Origin of the sequence: Microcoleus sp. PH2017_09_SFU_O_A (assembly GCF_020738625.1) — a bacterium.
In the GTDB taxonomy this organism is placed as follows: Bacteria; Cyanobacteriota; Cyanobacteriia; order Cyanobacteriales; family Microcoleaceae; genus Microcoleus.
Map to the genome: position 1 here is coordinate 98828 of NZ_JAEQCF010000001.1, position 18269 is coordinate 117096.

The window sequence follows — 18269 nt, forward strand, 5'->3', positions numbered from 1 at the left end:
CGTGCCACGTACACTCACGAGGGTCGAACTCAAAATTTTAGACAATAGTTCAAGCTCCCAGATCCATCTAGAGGAGTCGATCTAAAATCTAAAATCTAAAATCCACTGACTGGGGCACACTACAGTTTTCAACTATTCGATAATTTATTTTAAGAGTGCATTTGGTTTTTGAAGAGGGCGAAGCATGACCGCATATAAGTTATTAGTTATAATCCCATATTGACTACGGTCATGCTTCGCCCCTACGGATATATTTGCCAAAACCAGATGCACCCTATTTTAATCCAGCGTCAAACCGATGAATAAGGAACTGGCTCGATGGAAATTGATGAAGATGTAAAGGAATTTCTGATTGAAGGCTACGAATACTTAAACCAAATTGAGGAGGATTTAGTAGCTTTAGAAAAAAATGATGCCGATAGAGAGGTGATGAATCGGATTTACCGCGGTTTGCACACGATTAAAGGCAATAGCGGTTTTTTGGGGGTGGAAAAACTGGAGTCTGTGGCGCACGCAGGAGAAAATTTGCTCAGCCTCTTGCGCGATCGCACTTTGACGATGACTCCCGATATTACTAGCGCTTTGCTGGAGACAATCGACGCGGTACGATCGCACATGGAAGCCCTGGAAAAGACGGGAGAAGAAAGCCCCATCGCCCACACGGCATTGCTCGATCGACTTTTGCAACTCCAAGAATCCGGCGGTACTGCATCTGAATTGTTGCCGAGTGCGATCGCCGAATCCAACTCAGTAACTCCAGAAGTTGCGATCGAGGAACCAGAAGAATCAGAGTTGACACGAGAGCATTTGTATGCAGATGCTTTATTGTCGATCGAGCAATTGCTAATTCCCTCTGCTACGAATACTACCAGCCAACAGGTAAATGCTGCGGATACCGAGGGTGACAAATTCAAAATTTCCGATACTGCAATCCGAGTAGATGTCGGCTTGCTGGACAAACTAATGAACTTAGTAGGCGAACTCGTTTTGTGCCGCAACCAAATCTTAGAATTTGCCAATACCCAAACAGCAAACACCCAAAATGACGATACATTAAAATCAGTATCCAGCCGCTTAAACTTAGTTACTTCCGAACTGCAAGAAGGAGTAATGAAGACCAGAATGCAGCCAATTCGCACTATCTGGAACAAATTCCCCCGCGTAGTGCGCGACACAGCATTCAGCTTGGGCAAACAAGTACAGTTAGAAATGGAAGGCGAAGAAACAGAATTAGACAAAACCTTAATCGAGGCGATCGCCAATCCGCTAACTCACTTAGTCCGTAACTGCCTCGATCACGGCATTGAAACATCAGAAGTGCGAGTCGCCAAAGGCAAGCCCGCCTTCGGTAAACTGCTACTGCGAGCCTATCACGAAAGCGGTCAGGTAAACATAGAAATCTCCGATGACGGCGGGGGAATCGATCCAGAGCGAATTAAAAGTAAGGCAGTGCAAAAAGGAATGTTTTCTGCTGTTGACGCAGCGAAAATGAGCGATCGCGAAGCCCTAAATTTAATTTTCATGCCCAGTTTCTCAACCGCCGAAAAAATCACCAATATCTCCGGTAGGGGAGTGGGGATGGACGTTGTGCAGACACATATAGAAAAAATCAGCGGCACGATCGACGTTCAAAGTCAAGTCGGTAAAGGCACAACTTTTAAGTTAAAAATTCCTTTAACTCTGGCGATTATTCCGACATTAATTATTACTACCGGAGGATCTCGCTACGCAATTCCTCAAGTCAATTTGCTAGAACTGATGCGTTTGGAAGGAGAACAAATTAAAAAAATCGAAATGTTTCACGGAACGCCAGTCTATCGGTTGCGGGGGCGACTGCTGCCACTGATTTATTTGAATCGGGAATTACAGTTAGAAACAGGAATTGTAGAAAACGGCAAAAAATCGCAATTCGACACAGATGAGGCTTTAAATATTGTAGTAGTGCAAGCGACAGACAAACCTTTTGGGTTGGTGGTAGATGCCATCAACGACACGCAAGAAATTGTGGTTAAGCCTTTAGGAAAACAACTAAAATCTCTAGCTTGTTTTGCCGGAGCAACTATTATGGGCGACGGTAAAGTTGCTTTGATTTTGGACGTGCACGGGATTGCTCAGAAAACCCACATGACGGAGGCTCAGGAAAAGGCGATTTTAGCTGATGAAAACAGTCGCCGGGAATCTTCAGAACCTCCACAACAGTTGCTAGTATTTCAGGGCCCAGACTGTCGGCGGATGGCGATTCACCTATCGCGAGTTTGTCGCTTAGAAGAGTTTCCCCGCCATCTTTTGGAGCGAGTCGGGAAGCAGAATGTGGTGCAGTACCGCAACCAAATTATGCCGGTGATTTATTTGACGGCGGTGTTTGGTAGCGGCAGTGAGTCGGCTGATTGGGGGCCCAACGGTCTGGACGGGCGATCGCGCGCAGCAGATGATAAACTGCCGTTAGTCGTAGTGTCGATCGGCTCAGAACACCAAGTCGGTCTGGTAGTCGATCGCATCCTGGATATTGTAGAACAGGCGATCGACATTAAAGGTGCAGCTACTCAAGCAGGAATTTCATATTGTGCCGTGATTCAGGGTCAAGTTACTGAAATCCTCGATGTTGATGCAGTAATTAACAACAATTTATTCGGAGTCGAGCAGATGTTAGCAAGCGCCAGCTCGGGCCACTAAAGGAATAATTAAACAATGCCTGAAGAAACTCTACTTTGTACGTTTTTCGTTGACAGCTTATTTTTTGGCATAGAGGTTGAGAAAGTTCAAGAAATTATCCGCTATCAGGAGATGACGCGAGTGCCGCTAGCGCCCGCAGTAGTCGGTGGATTGATAAACTTGAGGGGACAAATTGTCACGGCGATTGATTTGCGGAGGCGGTTGGATTTGTGCGATCGGCCTGTGGAACAATTGCCTTTAAATGTGATAGTGAGAACTGGCGATGAAACAGTCAGTTGGTTAGTTGACGATATTGGAGATGTGCTAGAAGTATCTCAAGCTGATTTTGAAACTCCTCCAGATACTTTTACTAGCAAAATACGCCCGCTAATTCGAGGAGCGTACAAGCTACAAGGGCAGTTACTGCTATTTTTAGATGTTGATAAAGTTGTAGATTTTAGCAGTCAGTAGTCAGTAGTCATTAGTCAGTAGTCATTAGTCAGTAGTCAGTAGTCAGTAGTCAGTAGTCAGTAGTCATTAGTCAGTAGTCATTAGTCATTAGTCATTAGTCATAGTGCTGTCCCCGCTCGCGAACGTCCAACGTCATTAGTGATGTTTTGCAAGATCTTAGTCATTAGTGCGAGCTTAAGTTCTCGCTAATAGTAGTCATTAGTCACGAATGCACAAATAACTGTTTTTCCCTCTTCCTTCTTCCTTCTTCCTTCTTCCTTCTTCCTTCTTCCTTCTGTCAACTGTCAACTGTCAACTGTCAACTCTTCCTTCAATTACCATGCCGATAACTATTGCAGATTTTGATTATATCCGAAAACTTGTATACGATCGCACAGGTGTATTCCTATCCGAAGAAAAGATGTACCTCGTTGAATCGCGTTTAGGGATGGTAGCTAAAGAAGCCGGAGCAAACTCCATCAGCGGGTTAGTTGCAGAGTTAAAACAAATCAAACAACAGCGTTTTAACCAACTTCACGAATCGACAGTCGAAGCAATGATGACCAACGAGACATTTTTTTTCCGAGATGTCAACCCCTTCGAGATATTAAAAACATCAGTATTTCCCGAATTGTTAAAACAGATCCAGGGCGATCGCACTTTGAATATTTGGTGTGCTGCTTGTTCCAGCGGCCAAGAACCCTACAGTATTGCGATGCTGCTGCGCGAATACTTTCCGCAGTTAGCGAGAAATCAAGTACAGATACTTGGTAGCGACATTTCTACAGCCATGCTGAAGCGAGCAAATTCTGGATGCTACGCGCAGCACGAAGTAGTGCGCGGTTTACCAACAGCATTGTTACACAAATACTTCCAGCAGTGTGGCAAGGAATGGCAGATTAAAGAACACCTCCGCAAGGCGATCGAATTTCGCCAGATTAACTTGACAGAACCCTTTGGATCGATGCCTCAAATGGACATTATTTTTCTGCGAAACGTCTTAATATATTTTGATGTTCAGACAAAGCAATCGATTTTAGCGAGAGTGCGGCGGGTGTTGCGCCCCAAGGGCTACTTATTCCTAGGGGGAGGAGAAACAACTGTAAATCTTGACCCTGCTTTTGAGTTGGTGCAATTTGAAAAAGGTATATGTTATCGATTGAGATGATGTGCGGTCGATCGACTATCATAAAATTGGTTCGTAGTAAGGACTTTAGTCCTCTCTTGATTAATAGACAAGATTGCAAAAGTCTTTTTAATCAAAATTTAGGACGGGCTAGAAGCCCATCCCACAAAAAAAATGTGGGATGGGCTGAGTGCATCTGGCTTTGGCAAATATGTGTGTAGGGGCGAAGCATGACCGCAGTGAATATGGAATGATAACTAATAACTTATATGCGGTCATGCTTCGCCCTCTTCAAAAAGCAGATGCACCCGATGGGATCTGAGCAGCGTCCTAATTATTTTTGCAATTCAAGTCTAATCTTTAGGAATTAAGAAGCAATACGGTTAATTTAAGAGATGACAACAGGGAAAACTCATAAAAAATAGATACGGAGATTGCTTCGTTCCTCGCAATGACCATCTTAAGCCAAGCGTATTGAATTAAGAAGGACTTCAGTCCTCTCTTTTGGCCGCACCCTCAGACCAAACAGGCAATTGATTAATCTTTTCCAGCGTGATATCTACATATTTTTTACCGTTCCCCGCCACATTTTCTCCAAAATATCCATCATCGCCGTCGTGCTTGTGAGGGCCGCTGAAAGCTTCTGCATAGCGGCCTTGCGAACGCGCTTGATTGAAAGGTGAAGTCGCGTACCAGTACCAGCGAGTCGGAAAAACGATGCCGCCAATATCCTCAATTGCATCGCGAGTGCCGCGAAAATGAAAAATGCGATCGGCTTCTGCAAAACCATTTTCTCCCGAAAACACGCCCCCAACCGAAACAACTGTAATTTCTGCATTCAGCCATTCTTTAAGATAGCGAGTAGCACCTAAAGCAACTTGTGCGCCCCCGCTAGTGCCAATTAAAATAACTTGCAAAGGTTTTTGAGGATTAGCTGAAATGGGAGATTGAGCATTCATGCGATCGATAATTACATTAGCAATTCCCTGATTGTATGCAAAACCGTAGCGATAATCTAGAGAAATTGCAAACCTCCAGAGATTGCGAATTTTGATAAATATATCGCCCGCAATTGGCCCGCTTTTTGCGTGTTCTGCAAACCGCCAAAAAGGAGCTAGCAACCGCTGTCCTCCTAAACTTTTGTTAGAAGCTGAATAAGGAAAAATATCCCCCACTGCTACGCACTGCGGGTGACTTTTAACTAAACGCTTGAGAAAAAACTCTTCTCCCGGCGTTAATTCGTTCCCCGAAAAATCGCCAACTCCCGGTAAAAAGATGATATAACAATTGATCGGCGAAGACTTGCGCGCTTCTAGATTGCCGTTGTTTGAGGGCAATATCCCCGGCGGACTTTTCTTGATACCCAAGGTTTCGGCACTTTGACCCAGCCACCAGATCACAGTTCCGATCGGCGAAAGAATGCCCCAAATTATCAGGATTACACCTGCGATGGTCAACAAATTTAAACTTCCCCCGCGCAGCCACGCAAGTATCTGCAAAATCAATCTTAGCATTTAATAAAATCTGGTAGAATGCCTGTTAATTACCTAATTACGTAGAAATAGTTCGGTGAGTCTGCTGTATTAGAGCTTATTTTATCCAACTTGTCAACTATCTAGAGGAGCAGGGATTAAAGGTGAAGGGAGAAGATTCAATTACAGGTTTGCGGGCAACGCTTTGGAACGCACTTTCTTTGAACGGCAATTTTTATGAAAAAACTCCCTACACTGGCAGAACTAAGCGGATAGCTTTAACAATTGTAATTTTAGCAGCGGTGTCTCGGGTCTTGGGAAATGCCGTTATTTTGTTAATCAATCGAACTGAGCTATCTGTGTTATTTTTAGCACTTTGGATAGATGGTTTGGCAGTCGTGGGTGGTTATTTTTTTTGGAGTTTCACTATCTCGAAAATTGGGGACTGGCTGAAACCGGGTCACGTAACTTATGGGGAGTTGCTGGTGCCGATCGGATTTGCCTACGCCCCCCAAGTGCTAAATTTCTTAACGTTAATTCCGTTGCTGGGAGAAGGCATAGAGCGGATATTAGCTGTGTGGAGTTTGCTGGCTGTAATTGTGGCGGTTCGCCAAGGTTTGGATATTCAAACTCGCTGGGCGGCGTTAATTTGTCTGGTGGGTTGGCCGTTGATTCAAATTGCGATCGGCTTTGTGAAAGTTATTGAACAGTTGCTTGCACAATGGCTTTAAACAGTTGACAGTTGACAGTTGACAGTTGACAGTTGACAGTTGACAGTTGACAGTTGACAGTTGACAGTTGACAGTTCGAGAGCGAACTCTATCCTTAAGTCCGAGGATGGGAGTAATGAATAGTCTGATTTTAATTTCTGTCTCAAAGGGTTCCGGCTTTCAACCAATTATTTCCGGTAAAATGAGGAAAATATTATAAGTTAAAAGGCAAAATCACCGCAAAAAATGCTGAGTCTCAAGCCCTCTTAATTTATTGGGCAAGCAGGCGACTAATAGCAATTAAAAAACGCTGTCGATTTGGTCGCAGGCGATCGATCGCACGCAGCAGTCCCTTGACCGGTTAAAATAAAATTGCTTTAGGGTGCAATACTTTGGCTCAAAGCACGTGATTTGAAACAAAAGCATTCCCCGATCGCCCCCCGAGGCACTTTCGCTTGCTTTCTTTGAGAAAATGCTTGACACAGTGGCAGCCGCCAAGTAAAGTGAGATCCAACATTATTAGCCTTAATTTGCATTGCCACTTGTAGCTCGTATTGTACAGCGTACTCCGAGACGGCAACCACACCCCTGCTATTCGGCTCTCCCCACTGTCCGCCCCTAATTACTAGCGATACATTGTTAAAGAAGGAAATACACAAAAATTTACATATATAATTTGTGTAGTATTTCAAATCGCTCCTCACCAGCAGCGATACAGCCCTCGCCAAGACAGTAGGAAGGAAAAAATATGTTTGAACGCTTTACAGAACAAGCCATTAAAGCAATAATGCTAGCTCAAGAGGAAGCACGGCGCCTCGGTCACAATTTTGTAGGCACCGAGCAAATTCTTCTGGGACTTGTCGGCGAAGGCACTGGCATCGCTGCAAAAGTATTACTGGATATGGGCCTCAACTTGAAAGAGGCGCGCAATGAAATCGAAAATATCATCGGTAGAGGTTCCGGGTTTCTCCCGCCAGAAATTCCGTTTACACCCCGCGTCAAGCGCATTTTTGAGACGGCGCTGAATGAAGCGCGGCAGTTAGGCCACAATTACATCGGCACCGAGCACATTCTGCTTGGGTTGATTCAAGACGATGAAGGTGTGGCGGCGAAGGTGCTGCAAAACCTGGGAATCGATCGCCAGAGAGTTCGCACGCAGGTAATTCGTGCTGTGGGAGAAGTAGCGGCAATCCCCGGAGGCCGAGGAGATAGCGGTGGCGATCGCAAAATCCCGACTTTAGAAGAATTCGGCACTAACTTAACTAAGCTAGCAGCAGCCGGCAAACTCGATCCAGTCGTGGGTCGCGAAAATGAAATCGAGCGCGTGATCCAAGTGTTGGGGCGCCGCACGAAGAACAATCCAGTGTTAGTAGGCGAACCCGGAGTCGGCAAAACAGCCCTCGCCGAAGGCCTCGCCCAGCGGATTGTTAACAGAAACGTCCCGGAAATTTTAGAAGACAAACAAGTAATCAGCCTCGATATGGGTTCGCTGATTGCTGGTACAAAATTCCGAGGCGAATTTGAGGAACGGCTGACGAAAATCATGGCAGAAATTCGCGCTGCCGGCAATATCATTCTGGTAATCGATGAGATTCATACCTTAGTTGGTGCAGGCGCGATTCAAGGTAGCATGGATGCTTCCAATATGCTCAAACCAGCCCTCGCCCGAGGTGAATTGCAGTGTGTCGGCGCGACTACCTTGGATGAATACCGCAAGCACATCGAGCGCGATGCAGCCCTAGAACGCCGTTTCCAACCGATTAAAGTCGGCGAACCGAGTGTGGCTGAAACAATAGAAATATTGTACGGTTTGCGATCGGCCTACGAACAGCACCACAGACTGACAATTTCCGATGCAGCTTTAGAAGCAGCGGCTACACTGTCAGACAGGTACATTAACGATCGATTTTTGCCAGACAAGGCGATCGACTTAATTGACGAAGCAGGTTCCCGCGTGCACGTGCTGAACTCGCAAACCCCGCCCGAAGTTAAAGAACTCAAAAAACAACTTCCGGCCGTCAGTAAAGAAAAAGATGCTGCTGTGCGCGAACAAGACTTCGACAAAGCAGGCAAATTGCGCGATCGCGAATTAGAAATCGAAGCTGAAATCGCCGAAGCTACAATCAACAAAAGCCAAGTCAGAATCTCTCCCATCGTCACAGAAGAAGACATCGCCCACATCGTGGCAAATTGGACGGGAGTACCTGTTAGCAAGCTGACAGAATCGGAATCGGAATTGCTGCTGCATATGGAAGACACCTTGCACCAGCGTTTGATCGGTCAAGAAGAAGCTGTCAGCGCAGTTTCTCGGGCGATCCGCCGCGCGCGGGTAGGCTTAAAAAATCCCAATCGCCCGATCGCCAGTTTCATATTTTCCGGCCCCACAGGCGTCGGCAAAACCGAACTGACAAAAGCCTTAGCAACATATTTCTTCGGTTCCGAAGAAGCAATGATTCGGTTAGATATGTCCGAGTTTATGGAACGTCACACTGTTTCTAAACTCATCGGTTCGCCTCCGGGTTACGTTGGCTACGACGAAGGCGGCCAACTAACAGAAGCAGTCCGGCGCCGTCCTTACACGGTAGTCTTGTTCGACGAAATCGAAAAAGCTCACCCGGATGTCTTCAACATGATGCTGCAAATCTTGGAAGACGGCCGTTTGACTGATGCTAAAGGTCGCACGGTAGACTTCAAGAATACGCTGCTGATCATGACATCAAACATCGGTTCGCGAGTCATTGAAAAAGGCGGCGGCGGTTTAGGCTTCGAGTTTGCCGAAAGTGCCGCAGACGGTCAGTACAACCGGGTTCGCAGCTTGGTAAACGAAGAATTGAAACAGTTCTTCCGTCCCGAATTTATCAACCGCTTGGATGAAATTATCGTCTTCCGCCAGTTGAACAAGGCAGAAATCAAGCAGATTGCTGACATCTTGTTGCAGGAAATTTTCAGTCGCTTAACCGAACAGGGTATCACTTTGTCGGTGACAGACAAGTTCAAGGATTTGTTAGTTAAAGAAGGCTACAATCCCAGCTACGGTGCTCGACCATTGCGCCGCGCCATCATGCGGTTGTTGGAAGATGTACTGGCTGAGGAAATGCTGTCTGGGAAGCTGAAAGACGGCCAAAGTGCGATCGTAGATGTGGATGAAAACGGTCAGGTTAAGGTATTGCCAGGTGGCGAATCTGAACCGAGATTGCCGGAATTCGCATTGAGTCATTAAGTGCGATGACACGCAGATAAATAACGTCTGATTAAAAACCCGGTTTCTTGCAGGAACCGGGTTTTTAATTAAAAAATGCCAGTTTGTAAGGTGCAAAAGCAGTTTGTAGTGCGGACTTCAGTCCGCAAAAAGCTGCGGACTGAAGTCCGCACTACGAACTAAATCGCATTTTTTGGCATTAATCCTAATTAGATGAACAAACTAGGTGACACTTTAAAATAATCGCCGAGTGCCTTAGCTTGTGCTTTGCTAATTGCCCGCTTGCCATTGACAACCTCAGAAACTACGCCACTAGATCCAATGATGCCAACTAAGTCAGCTTGACGGGTGCCGCTGGCTTCCATGATGTGTTGCAAAATCTCGTGAGGTTCGGATTTGTCGATCGCATAGTTTTGATCCTCGTAAACTTCAATTAGCGTTACCAATAACTTGTGTAAAGCTTTTTCTTCGAGAGTGCGGTTTTTGGCGAACGTCAGCCCCTCTGCGACTGCTAGGAGGCGATCGTATTCTGCCTCGGTTTCGATCGCCCGTGGAGCGACTTCTGCCAACAAATTGCTATAATTAGCTCGATCAAAAGTAAGGGTCATTTTTCTATTTGTGCTGGCCGTATAAAAAAGATATCATAGATTCCTTCAGCTAAATAGGTGGTTAAACGTTTAGTGATCGGAGATTTAGTTTTGTTTAAGCCGATCGTAGTCTATTGCGGGCTATTTCGCATCAACTTTACTGTCGCCCCTGCTTTTCATCAGACAAAGACTGCTGTTTTAGCAGTTTCTCCTCATGGTCTACAAGAGCTTTCTCCAAAAGGAATGCTGCCAAATTGCTAGTCGATCGACCTTCTTGTTTCGCCCATTCCTCAAGGCGAGTGTAAATTCCGTCTGCTAAATATGTTGATAAGCGTTTGGTCATCAGAGACTAAGTTTTTGTTTAAGCTGAGTATCAGTATATCGTTGGTGATTTCATAGCAATTTTACTGTCGCCCCTGCTTTTCATCAGATGGGGGTGGTGGCTGTTTTTGGATTTTTTCCTGTTCTTCTCTCGCAGCTTTTTCTAAAAGGAATGCTGCTAAGCTGCTGATTGAACGGCGTTCTCGATCGGCCCAATCTTCAAGAATGTCATAGATTCCTTCAGCTAAATAAGTTGTCAAGCGTTTGGTCATCGGAGATTTAGTTTTGTTTAAGCCGATCTTAAGTGTGCTGCATTTAGGTCTTTATGTCTAACTGTCACGTATCCACTACATATGTGTGACTATTGCGTGCTATACTCGGAACAGTCAAAAGCCAGCGCGTCCCCTAGGAAAGTTCGTCGCTGGCCTGTGGCTTCCCAAATTCAGGAGACCTAAAACCATGATAGAACCTTCCAGCGACGGGAGCGAATTTTCCCGCGGCTATCAGCAGGCCTTAGACGACTTCGGCATTTCGCAACTGCTATCCTGCATCCGCAGCTACTCTGACGCGGATTTCGACGCGCAGCGGGTGCTGTTGCAGGAAAAAGAGGTCAAAAGTTTAGCGGGCCATCTCATCGAACAGTTGACGGCGAACCTCACAGGGAGTCTGATTAGCAGCTACCTCGACATTCTCCGAAAAGCAGGTGCAAAGATAATTGCCGAATATTCTCCAAATCGGCAATTTACTGTACAGCCGGAAGATAATCTGCAAGTTACGAAAACGTCCGATCTCTTCAGACAGGATTATGCTAAACCTTGGGTGATTGTGCGGGTTTTGCCTGATGCTCGAAACCACATTGTGGCGCGTTTCTGCAATCGCCAAGATGCAGATGACCATTTAAGGGCTTTACGTCGGTTTGTGCGATCGGGAATCTTTGAGATTGCGTTCGATAGAGCTGGCGATCCAGAGTTAGATTAAACAATTAATAGCTCTGCTTTACGGTGGGTTTCTGCCCACCTTTGCCTATAATTGTTTGCTGATTCTTGTTCATTTAGACTCTCAAGTCGCGCCACAAAAAAAATAGTATGAGTCCAGCTTTTTATCCCAACACATCAACTACAGCAATTTCTATATCTGGAAAAGCTAGAATAGATAAAATCTTACCCCGCTGGAATCTTTGAATATTTTGGTATCCCGATGGAGAAGGTTCGCGATAAACTACGACACATTGCTCGTTAATATCTACCAGCCAAACTTCTGCAATACCCGCTTCAGCATAAAGAGGAATTTTGATATTTCTGTCAGTTTCAGCGGTTGTATCCGCTACTTCCACAATTAGTAAAATATCCTCCGACTGAGGATGTCCCAATTCATAAAAATCATCGCGCCGCCGCAGTAAGGAAATATCCGGTTCAGGTTCAGAGCGATCGCCCAATTCTACCGGATCTTGGACTCCAATGGTTACTCTTGATAATAAGCGGATATAGAATAACTCTGTCAGGCGCTTGACATGGGATGTGTGCCTTCCACCGACGGCGGCCATTTGAACAATTTCTCCTCGAATCAATTCAACTCGATCATCTTTTGTCAAGATGCCAGATTCAATCATCTGATGATATTCTTTTACTGTGAACAGGCGCTTGATTAACTGAGTTGTCATCACTTATTTGGCGCTCCTTTTAGTTGCCCTTTTTCTGTTGCATCGCCTTTGCTGCTTTCACAATCTCAAATCGCGGCGCAAAAAAAGGTATTTTTACTTATTGATTTTGGTTGATTTTTGCGCTATATTTTAGATAATGGGAGTGGTAACTCAAACTTAAAAATTGCCACCACTTCCATTATAATATGATACCTTTTTGAATCGGCAATGTCAAGCCTTTGACCCCAAAAAAAAGGGCGTTTTTTTTACATTTTATCGCAAAAAAATATAGTTTTGGTAAACGCAGATATCCCCGCGTCAGAGGAGTTGATTAAGGGAAGACTCAATCCCACGATTGCAATTGTACAACCCAATGCTGGACAAAAGCTGAAATGCGATCGCGCCGCGTCTCAAAAGTAGCAGCAATCCAGATAAACACAATCCCGAAAGCCAAGCCGATCGCCCATTTAATCAGGGGATAGTCAAAAATCAGTACCACCAACTGATAGAAAACATTGATTAAGAAAATTCCTGTTCCCACAAACAAAAACGCCCGCACTCGCAGCCCTAAACCCGCAGCAATCGCCACCAAGCTAAAAAATCCTGCAACTAAACCGTGGTTGTGTTGAGTCAAAAGAGGTATCCCGCAAATCATCGCCGTGGCTAGCATTCGCAGATTGTGGCGCAGGGTTTTTTGGGCTGGTAGTTGCAAAGCGCGATCGTACTGAGCAACATAAAGGAAAGAAAGCCCTAAAGGAGTAAAATACCATTCGGGTTGAGTCAATCCGATTTGTCCAAACCAGCGCAGTAATACCCAGTCAACTATCGCCACACTCACGTAGGTAAAACGGACTTCGCGCTTTTCCCAAGCTAGGAAAACATAGAAGGCGGCAGCTATCAGAAAGCTAATCGGATAAAACTTAGCGGGAGATTCCACAATAGTGATGATTGGAATCAGAGAAGCGATTATCTTCCAGGGATTTTTTGACCAACCCCAGTTATCCCAAGGTAAGATGTAAATGAAATAGGCAAATAGAGAAGCAAAGGCAACTTTCCACGGCCCCAGTGGCCCGGAAATGTACTTGACTAAAGGTGTATTGATCCAGTAAAGCCGGATGCCAAAGGCTTCTAGCCATCCTAAGTAAATCCAAATTTCTGCCCATTGGCGATCGAGATGATTTCGCCCTTGCAAGAAAGCATATTGCACTAAGAGGGTACCAGTGACTAATCCTAAATTTAGCCCGGATTTAATATAGTTGCCAGAAGCTGAAATCAGGAGTATACTGCTTAAAACCCAGTGCAGGTGAGCGAATATTTTTAATTCGGGATTGGTTAAATGTAAATAGCTGCTCAACCAAGGAGATAAAATGCGATAGATATAGGTTAATGTTGTGCCGAGAGTTGCTATCACAATTAAGCCGTCGCCAAAAGATCCTCCTCGTGTTTGGGAAAGTTGATATAGTAGGGATTCGTAGGCGGATGCTGATACGCCAATTAATCCTAAATAAACTAAAGGTTTAAATTCTTGCTGCCGCCTACCAATGCCGATCGCAATTAAAGACGCACCCAACGAGATTAAACCTGTACTATTGGTAAAGCTGTGCGATCGCAAAATCAAGCCCAATACCCCGTAAAGTAGAGGTATCACGTGAATGCTGGGTAAAATTTGGCGATAATCGGGGTTGCGGCGCCGCCACCAATCGCCCAACAATTGCGTAGATAAGCCCAAGGCAATATTCGCGACTGCCAAATTAATCATATTGCGTCCAATAAAGCTCAAACCGACTGCTGTCAGCAACTCCAAACTCCAAGCCAAGGCATAAATTGCCAGCGGGGAAAGTTGGCCCAAACTTCGGAAAACAATTGCAGCCACAGTTACCAAAGTAGCAGCCAACACTTGAGTAGAGGCTGGTAAACTCAAGGTACTGCGTGAATCGTAGAGTTGAAAGGAATAAAGAGTGATGTTTGTCAACAGCAAGCTGGTGACTAAGATTGCCCAACCATCCAAAGCTCGATCGTAAATTTCAGCCAAGGTCGAAGGTTCAGGCAACGTGCTAAAATAACGAACTATCGTGCTGCGAAGCAACCAGAGACACAAAAGTGCGATCGCCCCAGCAATTCCCCAAGCCCAACCAGACAAAAATCCTAATTGTAGAAGAGATGCGGCGGCGAAACTCAAGCCAAATCCGACGCCAATTGCAGCCGCTGGTTGTTCAATTAAATAGTAAGTATTGACGAACATCAACAGCGCAGCAAAACCCAAACCCATTAACCTGTATACCGGAAAGTCAAAAATCAGAAATTGTGCGATTATTAGCGCGATCGAACTCAAGGTACTTGCAAGTTGTTTGTGCGAAGTTTCACTATATTTAGCAACAGCAGTCAAAGCCAAAGGAGTCGCCAGCCACATCAAACCCCACTGAGAGTGCATATTACTGTACAGCAAGATAAAGCTCAATCCTGCCAACACCAATCCCAGATACCAGGAACTTTGGAATAACGCAGGATGCCAGCGAAAGAATGCAGAACTTTCTCTGGTATTTGCAGATTTCATCCAGACAAAAAATCCCCATTCAGCCACCATCAATATCAATAACATTCCTGCCCAAACATAGTCTCTCTGGTTTGGCAAAAACAAGTCAATTGCCGAAGTGAAGCCGCACAAACCAGTAATGTGAGTCAGCGAAACCCAAAATGCCGGATTTCCCTTGGTATCAACAGGAGAAACAGGCATCCCCACGAGTGGGGACTTCTGTGGAATTAGGTATTTCCAAGCGATCCAACCTAAAGTTACAGTAGAAATTAATAAATTGATCGATCGCCAAAACGGATTGACTACACTAATAATAGTTAAAACACTGCCCAAACCGAGAGCAAGATTTTCGCCAAAATGGGCAAGTGGAAACTTTCGCGATCGGTAGAGCCACTGCGCCGCACTTACGGTTAAAATTAAATAAGGCAACAGCAAAACACCCCAAAAAGCCCAAGGAGTTTGCCCAGAGTTGGTAAGCTGAGTTAAAAATGCAACAAATTGTGTTTTAATTCCTAAAGGAACCACTCGCCAAACCAGCCAAATGCTTTGAAGTCCCACGGCGAAAAGCATTAGCAAATCCAACTTTTGCCAAAACCGCACTAAGCGGTTATAAAAAAACCAAACAGCCAAGGCGCTAATGGCGATCGCCTGTAGAGGAATTTCGCGAAAACAAACCAGCCACCCCAAACCCAACAAACCCCCTCCGGCTAATTGCCAGTTAAAAAAGTTGCCGGGATTTGGCTCGTTAGATATATTGTTTCTAGTAGTTCCAGATGCAAGGGATTGCGGCCAATCTAGCCACGCTAACAGTACGCCACAAATTCCCAAAGCTAAACCCATTTCATGGATGTTGACATCCTTGACAAATATCGCCCGACCCAGTAAAATTCCCAAAGAATAAGCTACTAAAGCGGCTTTTCTGTAAGTCAGAAAATCTCTGCTGGAACTGAAAGCAGCGGCGGAAGTTTCAGTGTTTCCCCCGCGTGTGATAGATTGTACCCGTTGTTGCTGAACTTGATAAACTGTAGCAGCAGTAGTTCCCACCGTACCCAAGTAAACCGCAGCTAGGGCAAAGCCTGGAAATCCCCAACCCCAGTGCAAATAACTCAATCCCAAGTGATTTAGGGCGATCGAGGTAGTTACATTTTTCCCCCACAAACTTTGATACTGATCTTTAATAATTCCGCGCGTTATCCAAGTCAAAATAAATGCGGCGACGATGGCAACTGCCCAATCCCAAGGATATTTCCACAATCCAAAGGTGTCCATCGCCCAAAAATTTATCGGCACTAGCAACAGGGTAACTTCTTGCAAAGTTTGAGCAGTCAAGTGTAAATTAGGCTGTTTTTTTGCCCAACTGCCGATCGCCCAAAAAGTTAAAGTATAAGCTAACAAAACTCCATATTGTCCGGCAGCCGGAAATTTTTCCCACTGACTGGCAGCCAAGACTCCTGAGGAGACAACTACCATGAACACTCCTAAAAACAACAGCCACACGACGCTAATTTCGGCGATGAGGGACTGCAAAATTTGAGAGGCAAAAGTTGGGGTTTGAGGAGTTTCTGCGCGCTCGACAACGTTTTTTGTGGTTCTGGGTAATGCTTTTTGTGTTGCTAGAGCAGGTACTTTGGGTTCGGAAATAGGAGAACTCTGGCGATCGTCAATTTCAGAAAGGGCTACAGCGGGCTCGGGTATCGGGCAGACTAAATACTGTCGGCACAACTGCTCAACCTCAGCGGGCGAAATCAAACCCAGCCGCAGCCACGCATCTAAACCTGTCAACAACTCAGGATGCGACGCTAAGACGCTGAATTCTATTTTGCTCGATCGACCTTTAGGAGACGACATCGGCTTAAACTGCTACTAGCTACATTCCAGCTATAGCCTAGATTTCTGCCGATCGAACATCCGAGTATTCCGCCCTGAAAATTGGCACAATAAGTATCGATCGCAAAACCCAAAAATAACCGCGTACATCTGCGTGTATCTGCGGTTAAAAACTCCAAATTAGGAGACAGCATTGGAGCCAGAATTGCCGTGTTCTTACTTATTGATAGATTTCAGCAAAGTTTCCACACTAGCATTGTGGTCTATGAACGAAAACAAATGTTTAAATAGGAGTTTGCCCTCTGCATCCAAAACAAACTGAGCCGGCAAAGGAGCACCCAAAGCCTGACCGGTTTTATAGGCCCGAAACACTCTTACGCTTGGATCGGACAGCAGAGGCATTTTCAAGCCTAAATCTCTGACAACTATTTGGCTTTGCCTGTCGTCGGTGCTGGTTACCATCAATAATTCTATATTGCGATCGGCAAACTGTTCCCACTTTTCATTCAAAGCTTTAATGTGAGGAAAACAGAAAGGGCAATATTGCTTTTCAGTAAAAATCCGCGTAAAAGCCAGAACTACCGGCTTATCGCCCCGATAATTCGACAGCCGCACTAATTTGCCATTATTAATATCCGGCAATTCAAAATCTGGTGTCCTCTGTCCCAGCTTCAGAACATTAGTCGCGGGAACAGGCAATAAATTTTGGAAAAACCGCTGATTTAACAAGCCGCTAAAATCAGTAGAAGTCAGCATATTTGCTAATTTGGGAATGGGGAATTGAGCATTGGGCAATGGGCGAAGCGAAGCGGAGGGATTGGGCATTGCACCGAAAGTTTCGAGGGCGGGCACTCACAGGCGCCGCCCTACAACTCAAAACGATCGAGTTAGACAGCAGCAAAGAATACTTTCGACTTAACTGGATCGGGTGTCATGGTTTTGTCACCGGGCTGCCAGCCAGCGGGACAAACTTCATCGGGGTGAGACTGAACGTGTTGGATAGCTTGCAGAGTGCGGAGAGTTTCGTCTACGTTGCGGCCGAAGGCAAGGTTGTTGATAGTAGAGTGTTGGATGATGCCTTCTTTGTCGATGATGAACAGACCTCTGAGGGCAATACCTGCTTCTGGGTCGAGGACGTTGTAGTCGGAACTGATGGTTTTTTTGAGGTCAGCAACTAAAGGATAGTTGAGGTCGCCGACACCGCCGGATTTGCGGTCTGATTGTATCCAAGCAAGGTGAGAGAATTCGCTGTCAACGGAGACGCCGAGGATTTCGGTATCGATTTTTTTGAAGTCCTCATGGCGATCGCTAAATGCTGTAATCTCTGTGGGGCACACAAAGGTGAAGTCCAAGGGGTAGAAGAACAGGACTACATACTTTTTGCCTTTATAGTCTGACAGTTTAACTGTCTTGAATTCCTGATCCACTACGGCTGTTGCTGCGAAATCGGGTGCAGCTTGACCAACCCGGAGGCATTCACTTGTCATAGATTTTGTTTCCTTTTTTACGAACTGTTACAAATATATCATACTCATAACGACTACAAGTATGTTCTCGGCAAGTCTAAAAAATCACGCTCTCAAAATAGAGAGCGTGATTTTTTCCATTAAATTATGGCTCAGGCGGGATTTGAACCTGCGACCTTGGGCTTATGAGTCCCCTGCGCTAACCACTGCGCCACTGAGCCAAACTTACTTCACGATTTACCATCGTAGCACGGTAGGTGGAAGTATGTCTGTATTCCCAACAACCG

At 45.4% G+C, this 18269-nt stretch carries 16 protein-coding genes and 1 tRNA gene; 6 read left to right on the forward strand and 11 right to left on the reverse strand.

Annotated features, from left to right (window positions below; translation table 11 throughout):
• The first annotated feature begins 318 nt into the window (after window positions 1-318).
• The 3 genes from JGK16_RS00475 (at window position 319) to JGK16_RS00485 (ending at window position 4270) form a co-directional block, all read left to right on the forward strand.
• A complete protein-coding gene (locus JGK16_RS00475; protein ID WP_293189195.1) occupies window positions 319-2673 on the forward strand; it encodes a chemotaxis protein CheW in 2355 nt (784 codons plus the stop codon).
• Between the two features lie 15 nt (window positions 2674-2688).
• On the forward strand, window positions 2689-3123 hold the full coding sequence (locus JGK16_RS00480) for a chemotaxis protein CheW (RefSeq protein ID WP_293145970.1): 435 nt from the start codon (window positions 2689-2691) through the stop codon (window positions 3121-3123).
• A gap of 319 nt (window positions 3124-3442) precedes the next feature.
• The gene (locus tag JGK16_RS00485) at window positions 3443-4270 is read left to right on the forward strand and encodes a protein-glutamate O-methyltransferase CheR (RefSeq protein WP_293189197.1); all 828 of its coding nucleotides are present in this window, start codon (window positions 3443-3445) and stop codon (window positions 4268-4270) included.
• A 449-nt stretch (window positions 4271-4719) separates the two neighbouring features.
• Here JGK16_RS00485 and JGK16_RS00490 read toward each other — a convergent pair whose 3' ends face one another.
• On the reverse strand, window positions 4720-5742 hold the full coding sequence (locus JGK16_RS00490; RefSeq protein WP_293189199.1) for a hypothetical protein: 1023 nt from the start codon (window positions 5740-5742) through the stop codon (window positions 4720-4722).
• A 122-nt stretch (window positions 5743-5864) separates the two neighbouring features.
• Here JGK16_RS00490 and JGK16_RS00495 point away from each other — a divergent pair, with 122 nt between their 5' ends.
• Window positions 5865-6431, forward strand: a complete 567-nt coding sequence (locus JGK16_RS00495) for a hypothetical protein (RefSeq protein WP_293176600.1) — start codon at window positions 5865-5867, stop codon at window positions 6429-6431.
• Window positions 6432-6787: 356 nt separating this feature from the next.
• Here JGK16_RS00495 and JGK16_RS00500 read toward each other — a convergent pair whose 3' ends face one another.
• Complete coding sequence (locus JGK16_RS00500) at window positions 6788-7102, reverse strand: hypothetical protein (protein ID WP_293189201.1); 315 nt, start codon at window positions 7100-7102, stop codon at window positions 6788-6790.
• 56 nt (window positions 7103-7158) lie between these two features.
• Between JGK16_RS00500 and JGK16_RS00505 the strand changes: the two genes are divergently transcribed.
• Window positions 7159-9630 carry an ATP-dependent Clp protease ATP-binding subunit gene (locus JGK16_RS00505; protein ID WP_293189203.1) on the forward strand — a complete coding sequence of 824 codons (2472 nt, stop codon included), beginning with the start codon at window positions 7159-7161 and terminating at the stop codon, window positions 9628-9630.
• A 188-nt stretch (window positions 9631-9818) separates the two neighbouring features.
• Here JGK16_RS00505 and JGK16_RS00510 read toward each other — a convergent pair whose 3' ends face one another.
• The 3 genes from JGK16_RS00510 to JGK16_RS00520 form a co-directional block, all read right to left on the reverse strand.
• Window positions 9819-10217 carry a transcriptional regulator gene (locus tag JGK16_RS00510; protein WP_293176596.1) on the reverse strand — a complete coding sequence of 133 codons (399 nt, stop codon included), beginning with the start codon at window positions 10215-10217 and terminating at the stop codon, window positions 9819-9821.
• A gap of 136 nt (window positions 10218-10353) precedes the next feature.
• On the reverse strand, window positions 10354-10539 hold the full coding sequence (locus JGK16_RS00515) for a hypothetical protein (protein WP_293176592.1): 186 nt from the start codon (window positions 10537-10539) through the stop codon (window positions 10354-10356).
• Window positions 10540-10600: 61 nt separating this feature from the next.
• A complete protein-coding gene (locus JGK16_RS00520; RefSeq protein ID WP_293189205.1) occupies window positions 10601-10789 on the reverse strand; it encodes a hypothetical protein in 189 nt (62 codons plus the stop codon).
• Between the two features lie 187 nt (window positions 10790-10976).
• On the opposite strand from JGK16_RS00520, the gene JGK16_RS00525 reads away from it, so the two are divergent.
• Window positions 10977-11495: a hypothetical protein gene (locus JGK16_RS00525; protein WP_293189207.1), complete on the forward strand. Its 519-nt coding sequence runs from the start codon at window positions 10977-10979 to the stop codon at window positions 11493-11495.
• A 121-nt stretch (window positions 11496-11616) separates the two neighbouring features.
• On the opposite strand, the gene JGK16_RS00530 is transcribed toward JGK16_RS00525, so the two are convergent.
• The 6 genes from JGK16_RS00530 to JGK16_RS00555 form a co-directional block, all read right to left on the reverse strand.
• Window positions 11617-12177, reverse strand: coding sequence for a Uma2 family endonuclease (locus JGK16_RS00530; RefSeq protein ID WP_293189209.1), 561 nt, complete (start codon window positions 12175-12177; stop codon window positions 11617-11619).
• Between the two features lie 322 nt (window positions 12178-12499).
• Window positions 12500-16537 carry a hypothetical protein gene (locus JGK16_RS00535; protein WP_293189211.1) on the reverse strand — a complete coding sequence of 1346 codons (4038 nt, stop codon included), beginning with the start codon at window positions 16535-16537 and terminating at the stop codon, window positions 12500-12502.
• The gene (locus JGK16_RS00540) at window positions 16504-16710 is read right to left on the reverse strand and encodes a hypothetical protein (RefSeq protein ID WP_293176582.1); all 207 of its coding nucleotides are present in this window, start codon (window positions 16708-16710) and stop codon (window positions 16504-16506) included. The genes JGK16_RS00535 and JGK16_RS00540 overlap by 34 nt, the downstream gene beginning before the upstream one ends.
• A gap of 22 nt (window positions 16711-16732) precedes the next feature.
• Complete coding sequence (locus tag JGK16_RS00545; RefSeq protein ID WP_293176754.1) at window positions 16733-17272, reverse strand: redoxin domain-containing protein; 540 nt, start codon at window positions 17270-17272, stop codon at window positions 16733-16735.
• A gap of 131 nt (window positions 17273-17403) precedes the next feature.
• Window positions 17404-18003 carry a peroxiredoxin gene (locus tag JGK16_RS00550; protein ID WP_293176580.1) on the reverse strand — a complete coding sequence of 200 codons (600 nt, stop codon included), beginning with the start codon at window positions 18001-18003 and terminating at the stop codon, window positions 17404-17406.
• Between the two features lie 127 nt (window positions 18004-18130).
• Window positions 18131-18203, reverse strand: a tRNA-Met gene (locus JGK16_RS00555).
• Between the last annotated feature and the right edge of the window lie 66 nt (window positions 18204-18269).